The 21193-nt window shown below is 65.4% G+C and carries 22 protein-coding genes; 8 read left to right on the forward strand and 14 right to left on the reverse strand.

Annotated features, from left to right (window positions below; genetic code table 11):
- Positions 1–20 precede the first annotated feature (20 nt).
- Genes gshB through rsmI form a run of 3 tightly spaced genes read right to left on the reverse strand, consistent with a single transcriptional unit; the run spans position 21 to position 2189 of the window.
- Positions 21–971, reverse strand: coding sequence for a glutathione synthase (gene gshB, locus HDC35_RS15365; RefSeq protein WP_184648253.1), 951 nt, complete (start codon positions 969–971; stop codon positions 21–23).
- A gap of 10 nt (positions 972–981) precedes the next feature.
- Positions 982–1332, reverse strand: a complete 351-nt coding sequence (locus HDC35_RS15370; RefSeq protein ID WP_184648254.1) for a YraN family protein — start codon at positions 1330–1332, stop codon at positions 982–984.
- Positions 1329–2189 carry a 16S rRNA (cytidine(1402)-2'-O)-methyltransferase gene (rsmI, locus tag HDC35_RS15375; protein ID WP_184648255.1) on the reverse strand — a complete coding sequence of 287 codons (861 nt, stop codon included), beginning with the start codon at positions 2187–2189 and terminating at the stop codon, positions 1329–1331. The genes HDC35_RS15370 and rsmI overlap by 4 nt, the downstream gene beginning before the upstream one ends.
- A gap of 76 nt (positions 2190–2265) precedes the next feature.
- Here rsmI and HDC35_RS15380 point away from each other — a divergent pair, with 76 nt between their 5' ends.
- Complete coding sequence (locus tag HDC35_RS15380) at positions 2266–3402, forward strand: penicillin-binding protein activator (protein ID WP_184648365.1); 1137 nt, start codon at positions 2266–2268, stop codon at positions 3400–3402.
- Positions 3403–3572: 170 nt separating this feature from the next.
- Complete coding sequence (gene infC / locus HDC35_RS15385) at positions 3573–4109, forward strand: translation initiation factor IF-3 (protein WP_184648256.1); 537 nt, start codon at positions 3573–3575, stop codon at positions 4107–4109.
- Positions 4110–4248: 139 nt separating this feature from the next.
- Here infC and HDC35_RS15390 read toward each other — a convergent pair whose 3' ends face one another.
- A complete protein-coding gene (locus HDC35_RS15390) occupies positions 4249–4998 on the reverse strand; it encodes an NRDE family protein (RefSeq protein WP_409437957.1) in 750 nt (249 codons plus the stop codon).
- A 108-nt stretch (positions 4999–5106) separates the two neighbouring features.
- Between HDC35_RS15390 and HDC35_RS15395 the strand changes: the two genes are divergently transcribed.
- Positions 5107–5544, forward strand: coding sequence for a hypothetical protein (locus HDC35_RS15395; RefSeq protein WP_184648257.1), 438 nt, complete (start codon positions 5107–5109; stop codon positions 5542–5544).
- A gap of 158 nt (positions 5545–5702) precedes the next feature.
- Here HDC35_RS15395 and HDC35_RS15400 read toward each other — a convergent pair whose 3' ends face one another.
- From HDC35_RS15400 to HDC35_RS15415, 4 genes are read right to left on the reverse strand one after another with little or no spacing between them, the layout of a single operon-like run.
- Complete coding sequence (locus HDC35_RS15400; RefSeq protein ID WP_184648258.1) at positions 5703–6302, reverse strand: ABC-type transport auxiliary lipoprotein family protein; 600 nt, start codon at positions 6300–6302, stop codon at positions 5703–5705.
- An 11-nt stretch (positions 6303–6313) separates the two neighbouring features.
- The gene (locus tag HDC35_RS15405) at positions 6314–7255 is read right to left on the reverse strand and encodes an MlaD family protein (protein WP_184648259.1); all 942 of its coding nucleotides are present in this window, start codon (positions 7253–7255) and stop codon (positions 6314–6316) included.
- Complete coding sequence (locus tag HDC35_RS15410; RefSeq protein WP_184648260.1) at positions 7255–8121, reverse strand: ABC transporter ATP-binding protein; 867 nt, start codon at positions 8119–8121, stop codon at positions 7255–7257. Before HDC35_RS15410 ends, HDC35_RS15405 begins: the two co-directional genes overlap by 1 nt.
- Entirely contained in the window at positions 8121–9227 is a 1107-nt protein-coding gene (locus HDC35_RS15415; protein WP_184648261.1) for an ABC transporter permease, read from the reverse strand. The genes HDC35_RS15410 and HDC35_RS15415 overlap by 1 nt, the downstream gene beginning before the upstream one ends.
- A gap of 103 nt (positions 9228–9330) precedes the next feature.
- Here HDC35_RS15415 and HDC35_RS15420 point away from each other — a divergent pair, with 103 nt between their 5' ends.
- Positions 9331–10050, forward strand: a complete 720-nt coding sequence (locus HDC35_RS15420; RefSeq protein ID WP_184648262.1) for an HAD family phosphatase — start codon at positions 9331–9333, stop codon at positions 10048–10050.
- 163 nt (positions 10051–10213) lie between these two features.
- Here HDC35_RS15420 and HDC35_RS15425 read toward each other — a convergent pair whose 3' ends face one another.
- From HDC35_RS15425 to lgt, 6 genes are all read right to left on the reverse strand, one after another.
- Positions 10214–11506, reverse strand: coding sequence for a cystathionine gamma-synthase family protein (locus HDC35_RS15425; RefSeq protein ID WP_184648263.1), 1293 nt, complete (start codon positions 11504–11506; stop codon positions 10214–10216).
- Positions 11507–11573: 67 nt separating this feature from the next.
- Entirely contained in the window at positions 11574–12980 is a 1407-nt protein-coding gene (locus tag HDC35_RS15430) for a DASS family sodium-coupled anion symporter (protein ID WP_184648264.1), read from the reverse strand.
- Between the two features lie 8 nt (positions 12981–12988).
- On the reverse strand, positions 12989–13756 hold the full coding sequence (gene pgeF / locus HDC35_RS15435) for a peptidoglycan editing factor PgeF (protein WP_184648265.1): 768 nt from the start codon (positions 13754–13756) through the stop codon (positions 12989–12991).
- The gene (locus tag HDC35_RS15440) at positions 13753–14271 is read right to left on the reverse strand and encodes a GNAT family N-acetyltransferase (protein WP_184648266.1); all 519 of its coding nucleotides are present in this window, start codon (positions 14269–14271) and stop codon (positions 13753–13755) included. The genes pgeF and HDC35_RS15440 overlap by 4 nt, the downstream gene beginning before the upstream one ends.
- Positions 14268–15332 carry a class I SAM-dependent methyltransferase gene (locus HDC35_RS15445; protein WP_260397778.1) on the reverse strand — a complete coding sequence of 355 codons (1065 nt, stop codon included), beginning with the start codon at positions 15330–15332 and terminating at the stop codon, positions 14268–14270. The genes HDC35_RS15440 and HDC35_RS15445 overlap by 4 nt, the downstream gene beginning before the upstream one ends.
- Positions 15325–16200, reverse strand: coding sequence for a prolipoprotein diacylglyceryl transferase (gene lgt, locus HDC35_RS15450; RefSeq protein ID WP_184648267.1), 876 nt, complete (start codon positions 16198–16200; stop codon positions 15325–15327). The genes HDC35_RS15445 and lgt overlap by 8 nt, the downstream gene beginning before the upstream one ends.
- Before the next feature lie 77 nt (positions 16201–16277).
- Here lgt and HDC35_RS15455 point away from each other — a divergent pair, with 77 nt between their 5' ends.
- From HDC35_RS15455 to HDC35_RS15470, 4 genes are read left to right on the forward strand one after another with little or no spacing between them, the layout of a single operon-like run.
- Positions 16278–17981 carry a class I adenylate-forming enzyme family protein gene (locus HDC35_RS15455; protein ID WP_184648268.1) on the forward strand — a complete coding sequence of 568 codons (1704 nt, stop codon included), beginning with the start codon at positions 16278–16280 and terminating at the stop codon, positions 17979–17981.
- Between the two features lie 30 nt (positions 17982–18011).
- Positions 18012–18860, forward strand: a complete 849-nt coding sequence (locus tag HDC35_RS15460) for a cytochrome b/b6 domain-containing protein (RefSeq protein WP_184648269.1) — start codon at positions 18012–18014, stop codon at positions 18858–18860.
- Entirely contained in the window at positions 18857–19636 is a 780-nt protein-coding gene (locus HDC35_RS15465) for a molybdopterin-dependent oxidoreductase (RefSeq protein ID WP_184648270.1), read from the forward strand. The genes HDC35_RS15460 and HDC35_RS15465 overlap by 4 nt, the downstream gene beginning before the upstream one ends.
- Before the next feature lie 40 nt (positions 19637–19676).
- A complete protein-coding gene (locus tag HDC35_RS15470; RefSeq protein ID WP_184648271.1) occupies positions 19677–20948 on the forward strand; it encodes a cyclopropane-fatty-acyl-phospholipid synthase family protein in 1272 nt (423 codons plus the stop codon).
- The last annotated feature ends 245 nt before the right edge of the window (positions 20949–21193 follow it).

The raw sequence follows: 21193 nt of genomic DNA on the forward strand, positions 1-21193 counted from the left end.
AGGGGTAACGCGCCGCTGGCTCAGCCGATGCGTCGCTTGATCGCATCCCAGATCATTCCGGCCGTGTCGCTGTTGTTGAACCGGTCGATCGCGACGATCCCGGTGGGCGAGGTCACGTTGATTTCGGTCAGCCATTCGCCGCCGATCACGTCGATCCCGACGAAAACCAGCCCGCGTTCGCGCAAGGCCGGGCCAAGAACGTCGCAAATCTCCCGCTCGCGCGGGGTGAGCTCGGCTGCTTCGGCATAGCCGCCGACCGCGAGGTTCGAGCGGAATTCGCCTTCGCCGGGCTTGCGGTTGATCGCGCCCGCTACCTCTCCGTCGACAAGCACGATGCGCTTGTCGCCCTGGGCGACGCTCGGGAGGAATTGCTGGACCATGAAGGGTTCGGGCCACACCTGTCCGAACAGCTCGACGAGCGCGCCGAGGTTGCCGCCATCGGCGTCGATACGGAACACCGCCTTGCCGCCATTGCCGTGCAGCGGCTTGATCACCACTGCGCCGTAGCGCGCCTGGAAATCCTTCACCGCGTCCAGGTCGCGTGTGACCATCGTCGGCGGCATGAATTCGGGAAAGTCGAGCACAAACACTTTTTCGGGCGCGTTGCGGACCGAAACCGGGTCGTTGACGACCAGCGTTTCGTGCCGGATGCGTTCGAGCAGCCAGGTGCCGGTGAGGTAGCCGAGGTCGAAAGGCGGGTCCTGCCGCATCAGCACCACATCGACGTCGCGGCCGAGGTCGAGCAATATTTCGTCGCCGAACTTGTAATGCGCGCCGGCCTCGCGCTGCGCCTCGACGATGCGATGCGCCTTCGTCGTCAGCCGCCCGGCCTCCCATGTCAGCCCGCGAACATCGTAATGATAAAGCTCATATCCGCGGGTCAGCGCCTTCAGGATCAGGTGGAAACTGCTGTCGCCCCCGATGTTGATGCCATCCATCGGGTCCATTTGTACCGCGGCGCGCAGGGTCATTCGATCATCCTCAGGGTTGCCAGACGTGGACCAGATGGCGTGGCAGGCGCCCGGGTGCAAGGAGGATCACGTCGATCCTGATGTCGTCGCGGGGCCCGGCGAAGCGCGGGACGAGCATTCCGGCGGCCGCGGCTACGCGGCGCAGGCGATATTGGTCGATCGCAAGGTCGAGGTCTTCGGGCTTGTCGCGCCACTTCACCTCGATGAAGGCGATGGTGCGCCCGCGCCGCGCCACCAGATCGACCTCGCCGACCGGAAGGCGCAGCCGTTCGCCCAATATGCGCCATCCGTGAAGACGCAGCCACCACGCCGCGCGGCGTTCGGCCTTGCGCCCGCGCGCCTCGGCCGCGGCGCGGTTCAAGCACGCTCTTTCAGCGCGAGCGCGCGGGCATAGACGTCGTGGCGATCGCGCCCGAAGCGTTTGGCGACCGCCTTGGCCGCCTGCGCGACCGGCTTTGCGGCCATCGCCTCGCGCAACGCGGCATCGAGCGTCGCGTCGTCGGCTTCCTCGACGACTGCTTCGCCCGGCGGGCCGACGACGACGACGATTTCGCCCTTGGGCGGTGCATCGGCATAGCGCGCGGCGAGTTCGCTCAGCGTGCCGGTCACGCATTCCTCGTACAGCTTGCTGATCTCGCGCGCGACCGCCGCCTCGCGGTCCCCCAGTCCTTCGGCCATCGCCGCGAGCGACGCCGACAGCCGGGGGCCGCTTTCGTAAAAGACCAGCGTCGCGCGCAGCTTTGAGAATTCGGCGAGCGTGTCGGCGCGCGCCTTCGCCTTGTTGGGCAGGAATCCCGCGAAGAGGAAGCGGTCGCTCGGCAGACCGGAGAGGGTGATGCCGGCGATCGCGGCGCAGGGGCCGGGCAGGGTGGCAACATGCCGTCCCGCCGCCCGCGCGTCGCGTACCAGCTTGTACCCGGGATCCGAAATCAGCGGGGTGCCCGCGTCCGACACCAAAACGACAACTTCGGCGTCCATGCGGGCAACCAGCGCGGCGCGGGTGCGTTCGTCGCTATGATCATGATAGGGGGTCATCGGCACGCGCAAACCCAGATGGGCGAGAAGCTTCGCGGTCACGCGCGTATCCTCCGCGGCGATCAGGTCGGCGGAGGCGAGCATTTTGGCCGCACGCGGGCTGATATCGCCAAGGTTGCCGATGGGCGTCGCGACGATATAGAGACCGGGCAAGGGAGAATCTGAGATGTTCGAATCTGGCATGAGGCCGAAAATGGCAGAAACTGCGCCAAACTGCCATCAGGGCGCGCGCCAAAATAATGCGTCGCTGCGCCGCCGGATGCTGCGCGGGCTGGGCATGGCGGCGATGGCGGGGCTGCTCGCGGCGTGCCAGGTGGTGCCGAAATCGAACGGCCCCGCGACCCCCCCGCCGCCGACCAATCCCGACGACAATGTCGGCCCCGGCCTTCCTACCGATACCGATCGCCACCGCGTCGCGCTCCTCGTGCCGCAGACGGGGCCCAACGCCGATGTCGGGACCGCGATCGCCAATGCGACGACGCTCGCGCTGCTCGATTCGCGTACCGAGCGCGTGCGTATCACCACCTATGACACCGCGCTCGGCGCCGCCGCCGCGGCGCGGCAGGCGGTCGCCGACGGCAACAAGCTGATTCTGGGGCCGCTCCTCAGCGAGGATGTCTCGGCGGTCGCGCCGATCGCGCGCACGGCAAAGGTGCCGGTGCTGAGCTTTTCGAACGACAGCAGCGTCGCGGGTAATGGCGTCTTCATCATGGGCTTCGTTCCCGGCCAGTCGGTCGAGCGCGTCGTCGCCTTTTCGCGCGCAAAGGGACACCAGCGCTTCGGCGCACTTGTCCCCAAAAATGTCTATGGCGACCGGTCGGCGGCGGCTTTCCGCGCCGCGGTGTCCGCCGCGGGCGGCACCTTGGTCGCCGTCGAAAGCTACGACCGCAGCGCCACCGCGCTGACGGGCGCCGCGCGGCGGCTCGCCAATGCCGGCGCGATGGACGCCGTTCTGATCGCCGACAGCGGTGGCAACGCCATTCGCGCGGTGCCCGTGATCAAGGGTGGCGGGGACCGGCAGATACTCGGCACCGAACTCTGGAATACCGATGCCGGGCTCGGCAGCAGCGCGGCGATGCGCGGCGCATGGTTCGCCAGCGTGTCGGACGGCCTTTACGGGCAGCTTGCGACCAAATACCGCACCCGTTTCGGCCGGGCACCGTACCGGCTCGCAAGCCTCGGTTACGATTCGGTGCTGCTGACCGTCCGCATCGCGCGTGACTGGAAGCCGGGCACCGGCTTCCCCGCCACGCGGCTGCTTGCCGCCGACGGTTTCGGCGGGATCGACGGCATTTTTCGCTTCAATAATCGGGGCATCGCGATCCGCGCGCTCGAAGTGAGCGAGATCGGCGCGGGCGGGTTCCGGGTCGTCGATCCCGCGCCGACCAAATGGTGATCGCCGAACATTAGTGGCATAGTCGCCACAGTCGGACGAAAAAGCGCCGCGACGCACAGCGTCGCAGCCTTTACGCGGCGCGCGCGTTCACTATATGGACATAGCGCGCGGCGCATCGATTCCGCACGCCCTTTTTAAACGACCCAGGAGATACAGCTATACCACCGCCCATGACCCGTCGCTCGATGGCACCGCTGCCGCCTAAAAACGGTCCGCGTTATAATGAATTCATCGCCTCGCCCAAAGTCCGCGTGATCGACGAGGAGGGCGAAAATCTGGGCGTGATGCTGACAGCCGAAGCGATCGAGCAGGCGGCCGAGGTTGGCCTCGACCTGGTCGAAGTATCTCCGAACGCCGATCCGCCGGTGTGCAAGTTCCTCGACGTCGGCAAGTTCAAGTACGAGGCGCAGAAAAAGGCGAACCTCGCGCGCAAGAGCCAGAAGACGCAGGAAATCAAAGAGATCAAGATGCGTCCGAATATCGACGATCATGATTTCGACGTGAAGATGAAGAAGGTCTTCGACTTCCTCGAGGAAGGCGACAAGGTCAAGATGACCATGCGCTTCCGCGGCCGCGAAATGAGCCACACGCAGCTTGGGCTCAACGTGCTTCAGCGCGTCGCCGAGATGACCGCCGAGATCGCGAAGGTCGAGGCGCATCCGCGCACCGAAGGCCGCCAGATGCTGATGGTGCTCGCGCCGAAGTAAGCCATTCGATCCTCCCTGCGGCGTCGCCGTGGGGAGGGGGACCGCCCGCGTAACGGTTGGTGGAGGGGCCGTGCTGCAGCCCCTCCGTCAGCGCTTCGCGCTGCCGCCTCCCCATCGCTTCGCGACAGGGAGGATCAATTCAGCCGATTTGGAATTCGAGGGTGGTCGTTCCAGCGGGACGGCCACCCGCTTCATATCGGCGCTCGATCATCCGCACCGCGCCGTCCGCCGCGATTGCGACGAGCGTCGACGCGCGCGTGCCGTAAATGTCGCCGCGCAGGAACAGCGCCGGGCCGTCCTCCGCCATCAGCGCGTCGAGCAGGTCTTCGGGATCGCTCCCCGCCGCGACGGCGTCCGCGAGCGCGGCGCGCAGCCGTTCGGCGCGCGGGCAGGGGGCATCGACGGGCTCGTTGGCGAGCGCGTGCACGCCGGGCTCGAGCGGCATGATCAGCGGGACCGGGCGGTTGGTGAGCAACCGCGCGCCGCCGCCGTCGATGGCGAACAGGTTGAAAGCGTTGAAGCGCGGCAAATCCGCCGCCACCGGATCGGCGAAGCGCCCTGCGCCGCGCAGCAGGTCGGACACGAGCGCACCGCGCGATTCCTTTGCGGGATCGGGCATCGCGCCGCGGACGTTGGTGACGACGACCGCGCGGCCGCTCGGGCGATGGATGCCGAGCCAGGTCCCGCCCGCCTGCAGGTCGCGCCCCGCAACAAGGCCGCTCCCGTCCCCCCACTCGTGGAGCGGCTCCGCAGGCCGCGCATGGAACTCGTCGCGGTTGCCGATGAGGATGAGGGGCCAGTCGGGATGGACGCGGTGGGCAAGGGCGACGACACACATGCCGCGCATATCGGGGATCGCGTCGCGCTTGCCAAGCTGCCAACGGTCCATCGGCCGTTTCGACCGCAACATCACTGTATTGTGAGACTATATCACCATATTGCCGACGATCGCAAAGGATGATAGTTTCGCCCGGTCTTTCTGGAGGGGGAGAGGATTATGACGGACGCCGGTAAAACGCCCTTGCACCTGTGGGTGGTGGGGATCGTGTCGCTGCTCTGGAACGCCTATCCTGTCATCGATTTCACGATGACCAATATGCAGAGCGAGGCGTGGTTGTCGCAATATAACGAGGCGCAGCGCGCGCTCATCCTCGGCGCGCCGGCTTGGTCGAACGTCTGCTGGGCGCTCGGCGGTTTCGGCTCGTTCCTCGGCTCGCTGCTGCTGCTGTTCCGCTCCCGCCACGCTGTGACGGCGTTCCTCGTTTCGGCAGTGGGGCTCGCGGGCGTAACCTATTACCAGCTCGTCTCGCACGGCGCGGCGTTCAGGGAGGCGCTGGGCGACGTGCCGCTGTACATCAGCCTGACCATCTGGGTGATCCTGCTCGCGCTGCTCCTCTATGCACGGGCGCAGGCGGCGAAGGGCGTGTTGCGCTAGGCTCCGTTCGAAGCGCGGCGCACGGGCCCCCGCTTACGCCGGGAGCGCCCTGGACGACGGCTGAATGATTGGGGGGCGTTCAATTCGCGAAAAACGGCTTGGTGCCCACGACGCCGATAACGATCGGCGTCATGAAGCCGATCTGGACGCCGTTTACCTTATTTGCCGAGCCAGTCGCTTACCTCGCCCGCGACCTTGTTCGCCGCGCGCGTGAGCGCCTCGCCGACCGGTTTGGCCTCGACTTTGCCGCCGATCGCCTCGCGGGCCTCGAACCGCCGCTGGGTCACCGTCTTGCCGCCGGCCGAAACCAGCATCGCCTGATAGGCGACGACGACCTCGTTGGTGGCCGCATCGACGCCGAATTCCATCAATTGTCCTGCGAGCTGCTCGCCCGGCGCGGTCAGATATTGGCCCTCGTCGAGCACGACGCGCGACGTCCGCGCCGACACGGTTTCGGACACGAGCCGCTGGAACAGGCGCGACGGCGCCTCGACCCATTGCGCGTCCTTCACATAGGTCACGCTGGCCCCGTCCTGCTGCACCGGAATGCGCGTAGTACGCAGTTTCTGCGGCGCGGTCGGGATCAGGATCGTCAGCGTCGCGGCTTCGGACGCGGTACGTACCCCGCCGGCCACCGGTGCAGCATCGGCATCGAGGGTCAGCAGAAAGGGCGGGGTCTTTCCGCCCAGGCCGATGCACGCCGACAGCGAGACGGCGGCGAAGGCGGCGAGCAGCGGTGCGCGAAGGCGGCGGATCATGATATCGGTCCTCATTGCTTGTAATCGGGCAGCTTGCTGCCGCCGATGATCGCCCCGGCGCCTTGCTGGTCGAGCTTGTCGGTCAGGCTGGACAGCGAGGCGGAGGTGCGGCGCAGGTCGCGGATCAGGGCATTCGCCTCGGGGATCGTCGTTTCGCTGAAGGTTTTGAGCCCCGGGCGCGCGTCGGAAATAGCGGCCTCCAGCGTCGCCATCGACGCATTGGCCGATTTCAGCGTGTCGCGCAGGTTTGCCATCGCGGGATCGACATTGCGGTCGATCGTGCCCTGCGCCGACGCGGCGAGGTTGCCGATCTGCTCGGCCGCATTGCCTGTCTGCTGGATCGCGATGCGCGTATCGGCGAGCGCGCGTTCGATGGCAGGGCCGTTGCGCGCGAGGATCGCGGTCGACGCCTCGACATTGTTCAGGATTCCGCGAAGGCTCGCTTGATTTTCATCGTCGGCCAGTTCGGCCAGCCGCTCGGTCAGCGTCGACAGGCGCTGGAGCAATTGCGGCGCGGTGTTGAGCAATTCGCCAAGACCCCCGACGCGCGCGGGGATCACAGGCTTGCCCGCTGGCCCCTTGTCGGCGATGGGGGGCGCACCCTTGACGGCGCCCGACAGCGAAATCTGCGACACACCGGTAAAGCCGACGCCTTCCAGCGCCGCCGTGGTTCCTTGCAGGACGGGCACGCCCTCATCGACCTCGATCCGCACCCGCACGAATTGCGGATCGTCGGGCCATAGCGCGATTTCGCGCACCTGCCCCGACGGCACGCCCGAAAACTGCACCTGTGCGCCCTTGTTCAGTCCGTCGACCGACTGTTTGAAAAATATATCATATTCGCGCTTGGCGCCGCCGCTGTCGTTGGCGAGCCAGACGACGAAAAAGGCGAGCGCCGCGGTGAAGAGGAGGACGAAAGCGCCGACGAGCACATTGTTCGACCGTGTTTCCATCAGCTTTTCCTATCCTGCCGCTCGGTGGCGATGTTGCAGCCTGCGGCTGCGCGCCCGCGGGGGCCATTGAAATAATCCTGTATCCACGGATGCTCGGTGGCAAGCAGTTCGGGGATCGTTCCGACGGCGATCACCTTCTTCTCTGCCAATACCGCGACCCGGTCGCAGGTTGCATAGAGCGAGTCGAGATCGTGCGTGATCAGAAAGACGGTGAGGCCCATCGTGTCGGCAAGTTCGCGGATCAGCTCGTCGAACTTGGCGGCGCCGATCGGGTCGAGCCCCGCGGTCGGTTCGTCGAGGAACAGCAGCGCCGGGTCGAGCGCGAGCGCGCGCGCAAGACCGGCGCGCTTGACCATGCCTCCCGACAGTTCGGCGGGAAATTTGGGGCCCGCGTCGGGGGGCAGCCCGACCATCGCGACCTTGTAGGCGGCAATCTCGTCGAGCAGCCGCTGGTCGAGCCGCGGGTAGAATTCGCGCAAGGGGACCTGGATATTCTCCGCGACGCTGAGTGTCGAGAACAGCGCCCCCCCCTGGAACATCACCCCCCAGCGCCGGCGCAGGTCGCGCGATTCCTCTTCGTCGGCGATCGTGTCGAGCGTCTTGCCATAGACCTCGATCTCGCCGGCGGTCGGCGTCTGGAGGCCGATGATCGAACGCATCAGCACCGATTTGCCGGTACCCGATCCGCCGACGACGCCCAATATCTCGCCCGATTGGACGTCGAGGTCGAGCCCGTCGTGGATCACCGCGTCCCCGAACTGGTTCCTGAGCCCGCGAATGCAGATCGCATTCTCGAACTTTTCGGGGCGCACGGCGTCGGCCGCAGCAAGCTCTTCGCTGATATGGTTTCGATCCTCTTCGCTCATCAATTCCATCCGAGCGAAGAGAAAAAGACGGCGAACAGGGCATCGAGCACGATGACGAGGAAGATCGCGGCCACCACCGCCGACGTGGTGCGCTTGCCGACTTCCTCGGCATTCTGGCGAACCTGCATGCCTTCGTAACAACCGGTGACGCCGATCAATATGCCGAACACCGGCGCCTTGATCAGCATGATCCAGAAATCGGTCATCGGGATGATTTCGCGCAGGCGCTGGATATAGGTGAGCGGCGGAATGTCGAGCCCGATCCAGACAAAGGCGCCGCCGCCGGCGATCGCGCAGAGGCTGGCGTAAAATCCGAGCAGCGGCATGGTGATCGTCGAGGCCGCGACGCGGGGAAGCACGATCGCTTCCATCGGCGACACGCCGATCGTTCGCATCGCGTCGACCTCTTCGGTCAGTTTCATCGTGCCGATCTGCGCGGCAAAGGCCGATCCAGAGCGGCCGGCGACCATGATCGCGGTCATCAGCAGGCCAAGCTCGCGGATCGACGCGCGGCCGACAAGGTTGATCGTGAATACCTCGAGCCCGAATTGTTCGAGTTGGACCGCCCCCTGCTGCGCGATGACGATCCCGATCAGGAAGCTCATCAGCCCGATGATCGGCAGCGCATCGACGCCGACGGTCTGGAAACGCGTGACCACCGCATTCCAGCGCAGGCGGCGGCGGGCGCGAATCTGGGTACCGAGCGCGACGATCATCGCGCCGAAGAAGCCGACGATGCCAAGCAACTCGTGCCAGATCGCGGTGCTCGCGGTCCCAACCTGTTCGAGCATGCGGATCCATGCCGGACGCCGGTCGCGATGAACGCGATATTCGCTCTTGTCGCTGGCAAGGGCTTCGAGCAATCGTTCGGCGTCGGGGCTGGCGCCGACGATTTTCGCGCCATGTTCGTTCACCGTCCGGGTCACGATCCACGCGCCGACGGTATCGATGCGTTCGAGCGCCGAAAGGTCGAGCGTCGCGATCGGGCCGAGCGCGTCGAGGCGCGCGGGGACATCCCCCAGGCGCGCCAGTGTCAGCCGGCCGGTGAAGCGAACCTCGGCACCTTCGGCACCGTCGCTATGTTCGAAATCCGCCCTGGCCACCATCGTGCGGGCGACATTGTATTATTTACCCCCCGGCGGCAAGTGAATCCATGGTATGGCTTGTCGACCCTTGGCCACCATGCTGCCCGATACTATGGGGTGGGTCATGGATGACCCGCCCGCCACGCCGATCCTCGACTATGCGCACCGTGTCGCGATGTACGACATGGACCGGACGATAACGCGTTCAGGCACTTACAGCGGGTTCCTCATGCATGTTGCGCGGCAACGCCAGCAATGGCGGCTGCTGCTGCTGCCACTCGTGGGGCTCGCCGGCGTGGCCTGGTCGCTGGGCCTGATCGACCGGTCACGGCTGAAGGCGATCAATCTGCGGCTGTTGGTGGGAAAACGCTTTCGCCGCACCGAAATCGCTCCGCTCGCCGAAAGCTATGCCGACAAGGTGATCGCACGCGGTCTGCACCCAGCGGCGCTCGAACAGATCGCCGCCGACCGCGAGGCGGGGTATCGGCTGCTGCTCGCGACGGCGTCCTTCCATCTTTATGTCGATGCGATCGCGCGGCGGCTGGGGATGGACGATGTTCTCGCGACGCGGCTCGACGAACCCGATGGCACCGACCATATCCACGCGCGCTTGGCGGGCGACAATTGCTATGGCGATGCGAAGTTCGCGCGCATTTCGGACTGGCTTGCGGCGAACGAAATGACGCGCGACCAGATGCATGTCCGCGCCTATTCGGACCATGTCTCCGATCACCCGATGCTGCGGTTCGCCGATGAGGCGGTGGCGACGACCCCTTCGCGCAAGCTGAAACAGCTTGCTCCCAAAATGGGCTGGCGGGTCGTCGACTGGCGCGCCCGAAAATAGCGCTGTCCTACAAAATCGCGGCGCATTAGCGTCGTGGAATGACGCCAGCGCCGATCCGCGACAGCCGATTCTGCCGGTACGTCGGGCGCCGCCCTAAAGCCACAAAGGACACAGTCCCGACCCGCGAATGCGGGGCTTTTGTGGCTTTAAGAGGGTGCGACGGTCAAACCGCATCCAGCGCCTGCGCGAAATCGGCGATCAGGTCGTCGGCGTCCTCGATCCCGATCGACACGCGCACGAGGTTGTCGGTGATGCCCAGCGCGGTCTTGCGTTCCTGCGGCACCGACAGGTGAGTCATCGCGGCGGGATGGCTCGCGAGCGTCTCGGTGCCGCCGAGGCTGACCGCGAGCTTGGCGATCTTGAGCGCATCGAGGAAGCGGAAGCTTTCTTCCTCGCCGCCCCTGATGAACAGCGAGAAGGTCGAACCCGCGCCGGTGCAATGGCGGTCGAAGATATCCTTCTGCCGCGCGTCGCTGATGAAGCCCAGATAGCCGAGCCCTTCGACCTTCGGATGATCGCGGAGGTAGGTGCAGACCTTCAGCGCATTTTCGCCCGCGCGGCTCATCCTGAGTTCGAGCGTTTCGAGACTGCGCAGCAGCATCCACGCGGTGTTGGGGTCGCAGATCGTCCCGATCGTGTTGCGCATCGGGCGGATCGCGTTGATCAGCGCCTGATCGCCCGACACGCCGCCCGCGACGAGGTCCGAATGGCCGCCGGCATATTTGGTCAGGCTATAGACGACGAGTTCGGCGCCCTGGTTCAGCGGCTTCTGCCACAGCGGGCCGAGGAAGGTATTGTCGATCGCGATCGCGGGCTTCTGGTCGCCGGCGAAGGCGGCATCGCGTGCGGCACGCACTGCCTCGACATCGACGAGCGCGTTGGTCGGGTTCGCGGGGCTTTCGAGATAGACGAGCGCGACCTTGCCGCCTTTTTCGTCCGCCAATGCCTTTGCGCGCGCCAGGATCGCGTCGAGTTCCTCGCGCGTCGCGCCGGCGGGGAAGTCGACGAAGCTGACGCCGAAGCGCGACAGGATGCGCGCGATCAACGTTTCGGTCGCGGCGTAGAGCGGTCCCGAATGGACGATCACGTCATTCTGGTCGACGAGTGCGAGGAGCAGGGTCGCGATCGCCGACATGCCGCTCGAAAAGACGAGGCTGTCGTCGGCGCCGTCCCATACCGCCAGGCGATCCTCGAGGATTTCCTGGTTCGGGCCATTGAAGCGCGAATAGACGAGCCCGTCGGCCGGCCCTTCGCGCTTGCCGGTGATATGCTCGAAAAATCGCTTGCCCGCTGCCGCGCTTTCGAAGGCGAAGGTCGAGGTCAGGAAGATCGGCGGCTTCAGCGATCCTTCGGAAAGCACGGGATCATAGCCGAGTCCCATCATCAGCGTTGCCGGGCTGAGGTCCTTGTCGCCGATTTTCTTGTTGTTCGTCTTGGGTTTGCCGCGCATGGCCATGAGATGCTCCTTGAATGTGGCGGTCCTTATAGCGTTCGAAGTTTCGTTTGAAACTATATTGCGTGGCTCAACCGATCAGCGCGATCGCCCAGATGACCCCGATGAGCAGTGGGACGCCGATGATGTCGAGCGCAAACCCCGCCTTCAATATGCGCGGCAGCGCGATATGGCCGGTCGCCCAGGCAAGCGCGTTGGGGCCGGTGCCCGACGGCAGCATGAAACCCCAGCTGGCGGCCATGGCGACGGGCAGCGCGAGCAGGATCGGGTCAACCCCCGTCGCCGCAATCAGCGCCGCGAGCACGGGCATGATCCCGCTCGCGGTTGCGACATTGCTCGCAAATTCGGTGACGAGGATCGTCAGCGCGACGATCGTCGCGGCGAGCAGGATTGTCGGCACGCTGCCCAGCGGGGCGAGCACGGCGCCGAGCCATGCCGCGAGGCCGCTCGCGGTGATCGCGGCGGCGAGCGCGAGCCCGCCGCCGAACATCATGATGACGCCCCACGGCGCGCGGTCGGCTTCCTTCCAGAGCAGCAGCGGGCGGCCGCTGCCGTCGGGAAGGACGAAGAGCAGCAGACTGCCCGCGACCGCGATCGTGCCGTCGGTCAGCGCGCCGTCGGGCAGCATAGGTTCGAGCCAGGGCTGCGCGATCCATGCGACAAGGACGAGGAGGAAGATCGGCACGACGCGGCGTTCGGCGGTCGACCAGATCGCCTGGTTGCCGAGCGCCGTGGCGGCCGCCGTGCCCTCGAACGGATGATCGGCCAGTCGCTGGACGCGCGCGACTGCGAGCATCGCGACGGGCACCGACAGCAAGACGACGGGTACGCCATAGATCGCCCAGTCGAGAAAGGCGATGCGCAGACCCAGCGCCTTTTCGATCAGCCCGGCGGCAATCGCATTGGTCGGGCTGCCGACGAGCGTGCCGAGCCCGCCGAGCGAGGCGGCGAAGGCGATGCCCATCATCACCGCACCGGCAAAGCCGTCGGTCTCGCCGTCCCGCACGCCGCCGGCGCGAACGACCGCGAGCGCGATCGGGATCATGATCAGCGTCGTCGAGGTGTTCGAAATGAACATGCTGAGCAGCGCGGTTGCCGCCATGAAGGCGAAGAGCAGGCCCGATGCGGTGGGAGAGGCGCGCTTGAGCAGTGCGAGTGCCAGCCTGCGGTGCAACCCGACGCGCTCGATCGCGAGCGCCAGGAAGGCCCCCCCGAGGATCAGGAACAGGATCGGCGAATAATATTCCTTCGCGATCGCATTGGCGTCCATCACGCCGAAAGCGGGCACGGTCAGAAAGGGGAGGAGCGCGGTGACGGTCAGCGGCAGCGCCTCGGTCATCCACCAGATCGCCATCAGGACGGTCAGCGCCGCGACGCGCCAGGCGGTGACTTCCATGCCCGCGGGGGCGGGGATCAGGAGCATGATGCCAAAAACGAGCATCCCGCCGATCAATCCCAGCCAGCGCGTGCGCGTCATCTTGCCTCTTATCCTCCCGCCAGCCCGATCACCGACAATTGGCGACCATAGGAATTTTCCCCTTTATGGCACGCGCGGCGATAGCTGAAATAATCTTGGGGCAAGGCATAGGTGTCCTGTCCGCCGATGGCAATTCGCGCGACGCCGGCCGCGGCAAGGCGCGCGGCGACATAGGCGGCGATGTCGAACATCGCATGGCCGGGCCTTCCTGCAGCAAAGAAGCGTTCGTTCGCGGGGTCGTCGGCGACGAAGCGCTGCACGAAGCCGTCGTCGACCTCATAGGAGGCGCGGCCGATGCACGGGCCGATCGCGGCGGCGATGTTGGCGCGCCGCGCGCCGAGGCTTTCCATCGCATCGAGCGTCGCGTCGGTGACCCCCGCGATCGCGCCCTTCCACCCTGCATGCGCCGCGCCGACGACCCCGGCCTCGCGGTCGGCGAACAGCACGGGGATGCAGTCGGCGGTCAGGATGCCGAGCAATATGCCCGGCGTCCGCGTGGCGAGGGCGTCTGCCTCGGGTCGTGCGGCAAGGTCGCTGTCTTCGTCAACGGTGATGCAGCGATTGCCGTGAACCTGATACAGGCCGGCCAAGGCCGCGCCCGGCAGCGCGGCATCGGTCACGCGCCGGCGGTTCTCCGCAATCAATGCCGGGTCGTCGCCCGACCCGAGCCCGCAATTGAGCGAGGCGAGGTCGCCCGCCGAGACGCCGCCGTGGCGCCCGAAAAAGCCGTGGGCGATGCCGCCCAGCGTCGGCGCGGTGACGAACGGCGCGCTCACAGGTCGAGCCTGAAAAAACGGTCTTCGTCGATATGATTGCCGACGCGAAAGGCGTTGCGACCGACGTCGTAAAAGCCGTAGCGGCGATAAAAGGCCTGCGCGCGGTCGTTCTCGGTGAAGACGCTGAGGTAGAGGATGGCGGCGCGTGCCCGCGCCCAGTCGATACCCCAGTCCATCAACGCCGCCGCGACGCCCGTGCCCTTGGCGGCTTCGGCGACATAGAGCTGGTGCAGTTCGACCGCGCTGTCGGTCGGCTGGCCCTTTGGCAGCTCGAAATCGAGCGGCCCCATCTTGATATAGCCGAGAATCGCGCCCGCATCGTTTCGCACCAGCGCGATGTCGTGATCGTCGCTCGCGATCTGCGCGCGCACGCGTTCGGGCGGATTCCAGTCGGCGAGGAAGCTCGCGAGGTCGGCGGGGTCGTAGATATGCCCGAAGGTGTGGGTGAACGCTCCGTTGGCAAAGGCGGCGATCGCTTCGGCATCTCCGGGCTTGGCCAATCGAATGGGGGTCATGCAGAGTCTCCTGTGAATCCTGCAGGCGTGGGCCAGTCCCTGGCGGTGAAAGCCATCACCTTGAACAGGTCGCCCATTGCTTTTGGCTCGACGAGCCGGTCCCGCTGGCCCTGCAATTCGTCGGCGCGGGCAGGAGCGGCGGCGGCGAGCGATTGCAGTCGCGCGTCGATGCCCAGCCGCCGCAGCCACTCGCCCTGCGTTGCGAGCGGGGTCACGGCTACGCCCGCGCCGCTCGCAGCGCCGGCCAGCGAAGCGAAATCGACATGCGCGGTCAGGTCGACCTCGCCCGGATTGGCGAAGGGATCGGCAAAGCGGTGCGCCTTGACCGCCTGCAACGTGTCGCCCGCCGCAGGGCCGCTATAGCCATAGTCGATCGCCAGCATCGCGCCGCTTTGCCGCGCAAGCCGAAAGGCTAGGCGCTGCATGACCGCGGCCGAGACCGGCGCGGTCTCGACGATCGTCCCCTCGGGCTTGTCGCGGAGTGAAGGCGACACGGCTTCCTCGGCGGGAATGACGCCCGCGACCGGCGCCAGCACGCCGTCGCGCCGCTCGACCATGCGCTCGCGCCAACCTATGCCGGTACGGACATATTGATGGATCGGCAGCGCGTCGAAAAATTCGTTGGCGACGATGATCAACGGCGTGTCGTCTGGCAGCGCATCGACCTCGTCATGATGCGCGGCGCCGGGCAGGCGCACGCGCTGCGCGGCGCGCAGCGTCGGGCTCGTCTCGACCAGATCGATGCCGGTCGGCGTGCAGCCGAAGCGCGCCATTGTCCGCAGCGCATCGACGGTGAGCGTCCCACGGCCGGGGCCAAGCTCGACATAATGGAACGCCGGACTGCCCGCACGCGACCAGAGATCGGCGATCCAGACGCCGACCATCTCGCCGAACATCTGGCTCACTTCGGGCGCAGTCGTGAAATCGCCCGCCGCGCCGAGTGGGTCGCGCGTGGCATAATAACGCGCGTTCGCAGCGGCCATATAGTCGGCGACCGTGACCGGCCGGGCGGCCGCGATTGCGCTGATCAGTTCGTTCGGGGTCGGCGGGCCGTCACGCAATGCTGTCGGTTCCGGCCACCGGTTCGATCCGCTGGCGGCGTCCCTTCGCGGTCGCGACCAGCCAAGCACCTGCGAGCAGCATCGGGACGGTCAGCGTTTGCCCCATCGTCAGCCCCCACGACAGGGTGCCAAGCTGAGCGTCGGGTTCGCGCACGAACTCGACCGCAAAGCGGCTGAGGCCATAGATGATCGCTGCGAGGCCGAACAAGAAGCCCGGCTTGTAGCGCGCATCGGTGCGCCAGAAGAAGAAGGCGAGGATTGCGAACATCACGATCCCCTCCAGCCCCGCTTCATAAAGCTGGCTCGGGTGGCGCGGGTCCATTGTGCCACTACCGGAAAAAATGATCGCCCAGGGCACGGTCGTCGCGCGCCCCCACAGTTCGCCGTTCACGAAATTGGCGAGGCGGCCGAAAAAGAGCCCGAAGGGCACGACGCAGGCGACATAGTCGCAGAACCGCAGGAAGCTCAGTTTCTCCTTCCTCGTCACATACCAGATCGCGATCAGCACGCCCACGACGCCGCCGTGGAGCGACATGCCGCCATCCCATAATTTGAAGATTTCGAGCGGCTTCTCGATATAGTTTCCAAGGTTGTAGAAGAGCACATAGCCGAGCCGCCCGCCGAGGATAATCCCGAGCATCGCATAGAAGATCATATCGTCGGCATGGCGCCGCGCCATCGGGGCGCCGGGCTGCGCAATCAGCTTGAGCAGATACCAGTAACCAACGAAAATCCCAGCGAGATAGGCAAGCGCATACCAGCGGATCGGCAGGCCGAAGACGCTGAATGCGATCTCGGAGTTCTCGCCCATGAGATCGTGAAAGTTCACATATTGCGTTGCTTCGGCTAAGGTTGCAAAAAGAAACATATAGTCGCGCTGTCCTTCCCCAGGAGAGGCCTCCCCATAAGGGGTATGGCGAGCGAGACCAAGAGGAGAGATACAAGATGCCATCAGCGCTCGATTTGCGCCTGGAAGCCGCCTATAATCTGATCACCGGTCCGGGCGGACCGATCCAGGTCGGGTCCGTCGAACGCTTCGGCCGACAGCTTCCCTTCATCACCAATGCGCCGACCAACCTCGCCGATTATGTCGCTTTTTTCGCGGCGCAGCATGGCGACGCGACCTTTCTTGTCGAAGGCGACGAGCGATTGTCGTTCAAGCAGGTCTATCTGGCGGCGCGGCAGGTCGCCGCGGGGCTGGTAGAAGGCTTTGGCATCGAGCGAGGCGATCGCGTCGGGTTGGCAATGCGCAACGCCAACGCCTGGTGCGTCTCCTATATCGGGATATTGATGGCGGGCGGCTGCGCGACCTTGCTCAATGGCTGGTGGCAGGGGGGCGAACTCGCCGCGGGGATCATCGACAGCGAAGCGACGCTGGTGATCGCCGACCCGCAGCGCGCCGCGCGGCTTAACGGTATCGAGCATGGCGCGACAATCGTCACGCTCGATATCGCGCAGTCGATCGACGAAGCGATCGCGCCGATCGCGTCGAAAGGCAATGCGGAGACGGTGCTGCCGACGCTGACCGGGCAGGATCTCGCGACCATCCTTTTCACATCGGGATCGACGGGGCAGTCGAAGGGTGCCTATTCGCGGCACGAAGCCGTGGTGCAGGCGATTTTCAACTATGTCACGCAGACCGCGAGCATCGTCCATTTGCTGACCGAAGACGGCCAGATGTCGGAGATCCAGCCTGCGACGCTCATCTGCACGCCGCTGTTCCATGTCACCGCCGAAATCCCCGTGTTCCTGCAAAGCTTCGCTTTGGGCCGTAAACTCGTGCTGATGCCCAAATGGAACGCCGACGAGGCGATGCGGCTGATCCAGGATGAGAAATGCAATTATTTCGTCGGAGTGCCGCTGATGAGCTATGAGATACTCGTCAGCCCGAACCGCAAGAATTACGACCTGTCGACGTGCAAGAGCTACGCCGGCGGTGGCGCTCCGCGCCCGCCCGAACATGTGCGCCGTCTTGCGTCGGAGATGGGGGAGGCCAAGCCTTTGCTCGGTTACGGCCTCACCGAAACCAACGCGGTCGGGTGCGGCATCATCAACGAAAATTACGTCGAAAAGCCGCTGTCGACGGGCCCGGCGTCGAAACCGCTCGTCGACCTCGCGATTCTCGATGATAGTGGCGAGCCGGTACCGGACGGCGGCGTCGGCGAAGTGTGCATCCGCTCGGTATGCAATTTCGAAGGTTATTGGAACAATGAGCCCGCGACCAGGGCCGCCTTCTTCGAAAATGGCTATTTCCGTTCGGGCGACCTCGGCTACCTCGACGCCGACGGCTATCTGTTCATCGTCGACCGCAAGAAGGACATCATCATCCGCGGCGGTGAGAATATCAGCTGCCAGGAAGTCGAAGCGGCGATCTACGAACATGCCGAAACGAACGAATGCGCTGTGTTCGGCCTTCCCGACGAGCGGCTTGGCGAATGCGTCGGCGCGGTGGTCTGGATGAAACCCGGCAGCAATGTGACGGCCGAGGAACTGGTCGCCTTCCTCAACGCCCGCCTTGCACCCTATAAGGTGCCGTGCCGAATCTGGATGTCGAACGACGCCTTGCCCAAGCTGGGCAGCGAAAAGATCGATAAGGTCAGCTTGCGCACGCGCTACCGCGAGGAATATGCGGCGGAGGCCGTCGCGTAACCAAGCGGGAAGAAGGAGCGAACCGGGACCATGGCCGAGCCTGAAAATCCCGTCGCTTCCGAGAAACCGGAGCCAGTGCGCGTCTATCGCCACCGGCTGCCCGTACGCGTCTGGCATTGGGTCAATGCCGTCACGCTGGTTGTTCTCCTGATGAGCGGACTCATGATCTTCAACGCCCATCCCCGCCTTTATTGGGGTCAATATGGCGCGAACCCCGACTATGCCTGGTTCGCGGTCGGTTCGACGCCGAAGACGGGATTCGTACGTATCGGCGAAACGCGGATCGAGACGACCGGGGTATTGGGACGCTGGACCGATGCCAAGGGCGCCGAGCAGACTTGGGCTTTTCCCGGCTGGGCGACGATTCCGACCGGCTACAGCCTTGCCGACGGGCGCCGCTGGCACCTACTCTTCGCGTGGGTTTTGGCAATCAGCCTGACACTCTACATGCTTTGGAGCCTCTTCGGTGGGCATTTGAAAAAGGACCTGCACATCCGCCGCGCCGAATGGGGACCGCGCCATATCTGGCAGGATGTGAAGAATCACGCGCGCCTCCGCTTCCCGAGAGGGCAGGCCGCCGCCCGCTATCATATCCTTCAGAAACTGAGCTACATCGGCGTCATCTTTGTCCTGCTGCCGCTGATGATCGCCACCGGCCTCACCATGTCGCCCGGCATGAACGCGTCGGCGCCTTGGCTGCTCGACCTGTTCGGCGGGCGCCAGTCGGCGCGGTCGATCCACTTCCTTGCCGCTTGGGCGCTTGTCCTCTTCTTCCTTGTCCATATCGCGATGGTGGTGCTCGCCGGGCCGGTCAATGAAATCCGGTCGATGCTCACCGGCCGGTTCCGGCTCCCGCCCGAAAGGGACCAGGAGGCATGAGCGATCTTATCCTTCCGCGCCGCGAGGCCATCGCGCGCGCAGGCGGCCTTGTGGCCGCAGTGGGGGCGCTGCCGCTGCTCGCGGGCTGCGATGCGATCAACGAGGCGCCCACGGTCCGCAAGATTTTGTCGATGGGCGAAGAAATGAACCGCGCCAGCCAGCGCGCGCTGATGGATCGGGACGCGCTCGCCCGCGAATTTACGCGCGCCGACCTGTCGCCGACCTTCCGCTCGAACGGGACGAAATTGCCGCCGGGCGATGCCTATGCGGCGCACGCCGCGGCGGGTTTCGTCGACTGGCGCGTGCAGGTCACCGGCCTGGTCGCGCGGCCGCTCTCGCTGTCGATGGCCGATATCCGCGCCATGCCGCAGCGAACGCAGATCACCCGGCACGACTGCGTCGAAGGGTGGAGCGCGATCGGACAGTGGACCGGGCCGCAGCTCAGCCGCATCCTTGCCGCGGCGGGGGTCAAGGACAGCGCGCGCTACATCGTCTTCCGCTGCGCCGACCGGCTCGGCGACGCGCTTTATTATGAAAGCTGCGACATGGTCGATGCGCTGCACCCGCAGACGATCATGGCGTGGGCGCTCAACGATGAACTGCTCCCGATCGCCAATGGCGCGCCGCTGCGCCTGCGGATCGAGCGGCAACTGGGCTACAAGCACGCCAAATATGTGGATACCATCGAGGCGGTTTCGCATCTTGGCCGGATCGGCGCGGGCAAGGGTGGCTATTGGGAAGATCGTATCGATTATGAATGGTATGCGGGAATTTGACCGGAACCATTTCGCGGTACGATTGTTCGGTGGATAAAATATGTCGATCTTGCGTCCGTTTCTCTCCCGGGTCATGCGTCAGGGGCGGCTGACCGTCGTCACGCCGGATGGCGTGCGCGAAGACTATGGCCAGCCGGCGCCCGGATTTCCCGAGGTCACCGTCCGTTTCACCAGCCGCCGGGGGATGCGCCGCATCATCCTCGACCCCCGGCTGGGCGCCGCCGAAGCGTTCATGGATGGCGAGATGGAGCTGGTTCACGGCGACATCATGGATCTGATCGGCCTGATCCGCATGAATACGCCATGGGACCGCGGGGCGAAACTGCGCGACAAGACATGGCTGGGCCGCCGCGCCGAATGGGTGAAGACGCGGATCGGTTCGATCAATCGCCAGCGCCAGTCGCGCGCCAACGTCGAACATCATTACGACATCGGCAACGACCTCTACCGGCTCTTCCTCGACGAGGACATGCAATATAGCTGCGCATACTGGTCGCGGCCCGACATGACGCTGGAAGCGGCGCAGGCGGCGAAAAAGGCGCATATTGCGGCAAAGCTGGCGCTCGCGCCCGGACAGCGCATCCTCGACATCGGTTGCGGCTGGGGCGGGATGGCGATCACGCTCGCCAAGCTCGAAGCGGTCGAGGTGCTGGGGATCACGCTATCCGAAGAACAGCTCGCATTGGCCCGACAGCGCGCCGAGGCGGCGGGAGTGGCGGACCGGGTCCGGTTCGAACTGATCGACTATCGCGACCTTGCTGCGCGTGAGCCGGGCCGGTTCGACCGCATCGTCTCGGTCGGGATGTTCGAACATGTCGGCGCGGCCAATTTCGAAACCTTCTTTCGCGCTGCGGCCAATCTGATGACCGCCGACGGCGTGATGCTGCTCCACACGATCGGCCGTTTCGGCAAGCCGGGGTCGACCGACGCGTTCACGCGCAAATATATCTTCCCCGGCGGCTATATCCCGGCATTGAGCGAGACGCTGGCGGCCAGCGAGAAAAGCCGGCTGATCGCGACCGACGTCGAGACGCTGCGCCTGCATTATGCGCTGACCCTGCGCCAATGGTATGCGCGCACCTTGGCGCATGAGGACGAGATCGTCGCCATGATGGGCGCGCGCTTCTTCCGCATGTGGTGCTTCTATCTCGCCGGGGCGACCGCGGCGTTCGAGAGCGGCGGGATGGGCAATTACCAGATACAGTTCGCGCGCAGCCGCCACGCGCTGCCGTTGACGCGCGCCTATATGGCGGAGGCCGAGAGGCGCTATCTTGAGCGTCTGGACCCGGACGGTGCGCGGGGTCCGGCTTAAGGGCGGGAAGCCGCCACCGCCTGCGAAGCTGTCCAAAGGTCAGTAAAAGTCAGCCCTGTGCGCCGCCCGATTGGCCGCCGCGGGGATGCGGGACGCGCCCGGCCGCGATCGCTGGCGCCCACCGGCGGACAAGCGCCTTTTTCTACCATCTGAAAGAGCTGGGACGGAGGCTGGCATAGCCGGATATTGTAGGAAAGGCCTTTTTTCAGGCGCCGGCTTTGGAGGATTCCAGACATTCGTCATTC

The sequence above is a fragment of the Sphingopyxis sp. JAI128 genome, assembly GCF_014207235.1.
In the GTDB taxonomy this organism is placed as follows: Bacteria; Pseudomonadota; Alphaproteobacteria; order Sphingomonadales; family Sphingomonadaceae; genus Sphingopyxis.

Coding starts and splice junctions, on each gene's coding strand:
- gshB (WP_184648253.1), bottom strand. CDS start 971: ATGACCCTGCGCGCCGCGGTACAAATGGACCCGATGGATGGCATCAAC.
- rsmI (WP_184648255.1), bottom strand. CDS start 2,189: ATGCCAGATTCGAACATCTCAGATTCTCCCTTGCCCGGTCTCTATATC.
- HDC35_RS15380 (WP_184648365.1), top strand. CDS start 2,266: ATGCTGCGCGGGCTGGGCATGGCGGCGATGGCGGGGCTGCTCGCGGCG.
- infC (WP_184648256.1), top strand. CDS start 3,573: ATGACCCGTCGCTCGATGGCACCGCTGCCGCCTAAAAACGGTCCGCGT.
- HDC35_RS15390 (WP_409437957.1), bottom strand. CDS start 4,998: ATGGACCGTTGGCAGCTTGGCAAGCGCGACGCGATCCCCGATATGCGC.
- HDC35_RS15395 (WP_184648257.1), top strand. CDS start 5,107: ATGACGGACGCCGGTAAAACGCCCTTGCACCTGTGGGTGGTGGGGATC.
- HDC35_RS15400 (WP_184648258.1), bottom strand. CDS start 6,302: ATGATCCGCCGCCTTCGCGCACCGCTGCTCGCCGCCTTCGCCGCCGTC.
- HDC35_RS15405 (WP_184648259.1), bottom strand. CDS start 7,255: ATGGAAACACGGTCGAACAATGTGCTCGTCGGCGCTTTCGTCCTCCTC.
- HDC35_RS15410 (WP_184648260.1), bottom strand. CDS start 8,121: ATGAGCGAAGAGGATCGAAACCATATCAGCGAAGAGCTTGCTGCGGCC.
- HDC35_RS15415 (WP_184648261.1), bottom strand. CDS start 9,227: ATGGTGGCCAGGGCGGATTTCGAACATAGCGACGGTGCCGAAGGTGCC.
- HDC35_RS15420 (WP_184648262.1), top strand. CDS start 9,331: ATGGATGACCCGCCCGCCACGCCGATCCTCGACTATGCGCACCGTGTC.
- HDC35_RS15425 (WP_184648263.1), bottom strand. CDS start 11,506: ATGGCCATGCGCGGCAAACCCAAGACGAACAACAAGAAAATCGGCGAC.
- HDC35_RS15430 (WP_184648264.1), bottom strand. CDS start 12,980: ATGACGCGCACGCGCTGGCTGGGATTGATCGGCGGGATGCTCGTTTTT.
- HDC35_RS15440 (WP_184648266.1), bottom strand. CDS start 14,271: ATGACCCCCATTCGATTGGCCAAGCCCGGAGATGCCGAAGCGATCGCC.
- lgt (WP_184648267.1), bottom strand. CDS start 16,200: ATGTTTCTTTTTGCAACCTTAGCCGAAGCAACGCAATATGTGAACTTT.
- HDC35_RS15455 (WP_184648268.1), top strand. CDS start 16,278: ATGCCATCAGCGCTCGATTTGCGCCTGGAAGCCGCCTATAATCTGATC.
- HDC35_RS15460 (WP_184648269.1), top strand. CDS start 18,012: ATGGCCGAGCCTGAAAATCCCGTCGCTTCCGAGAAACCGGAGCCAGTG.
- HDC35_RS15465 (WP_184648270.1), top strand. CDS start 18,857: ATGAGCGATCTTATCCTTCCGCGCCGCGAGGCCATCGCGCGCGCAGGC.
- HDC35_RS15470 (WP_184648271.1), top strand. CDS start 19,677: ATGTCGATCTTGCGTCCGTTTCTCTCCCGGGTCATGCGTCAGGGGCGG.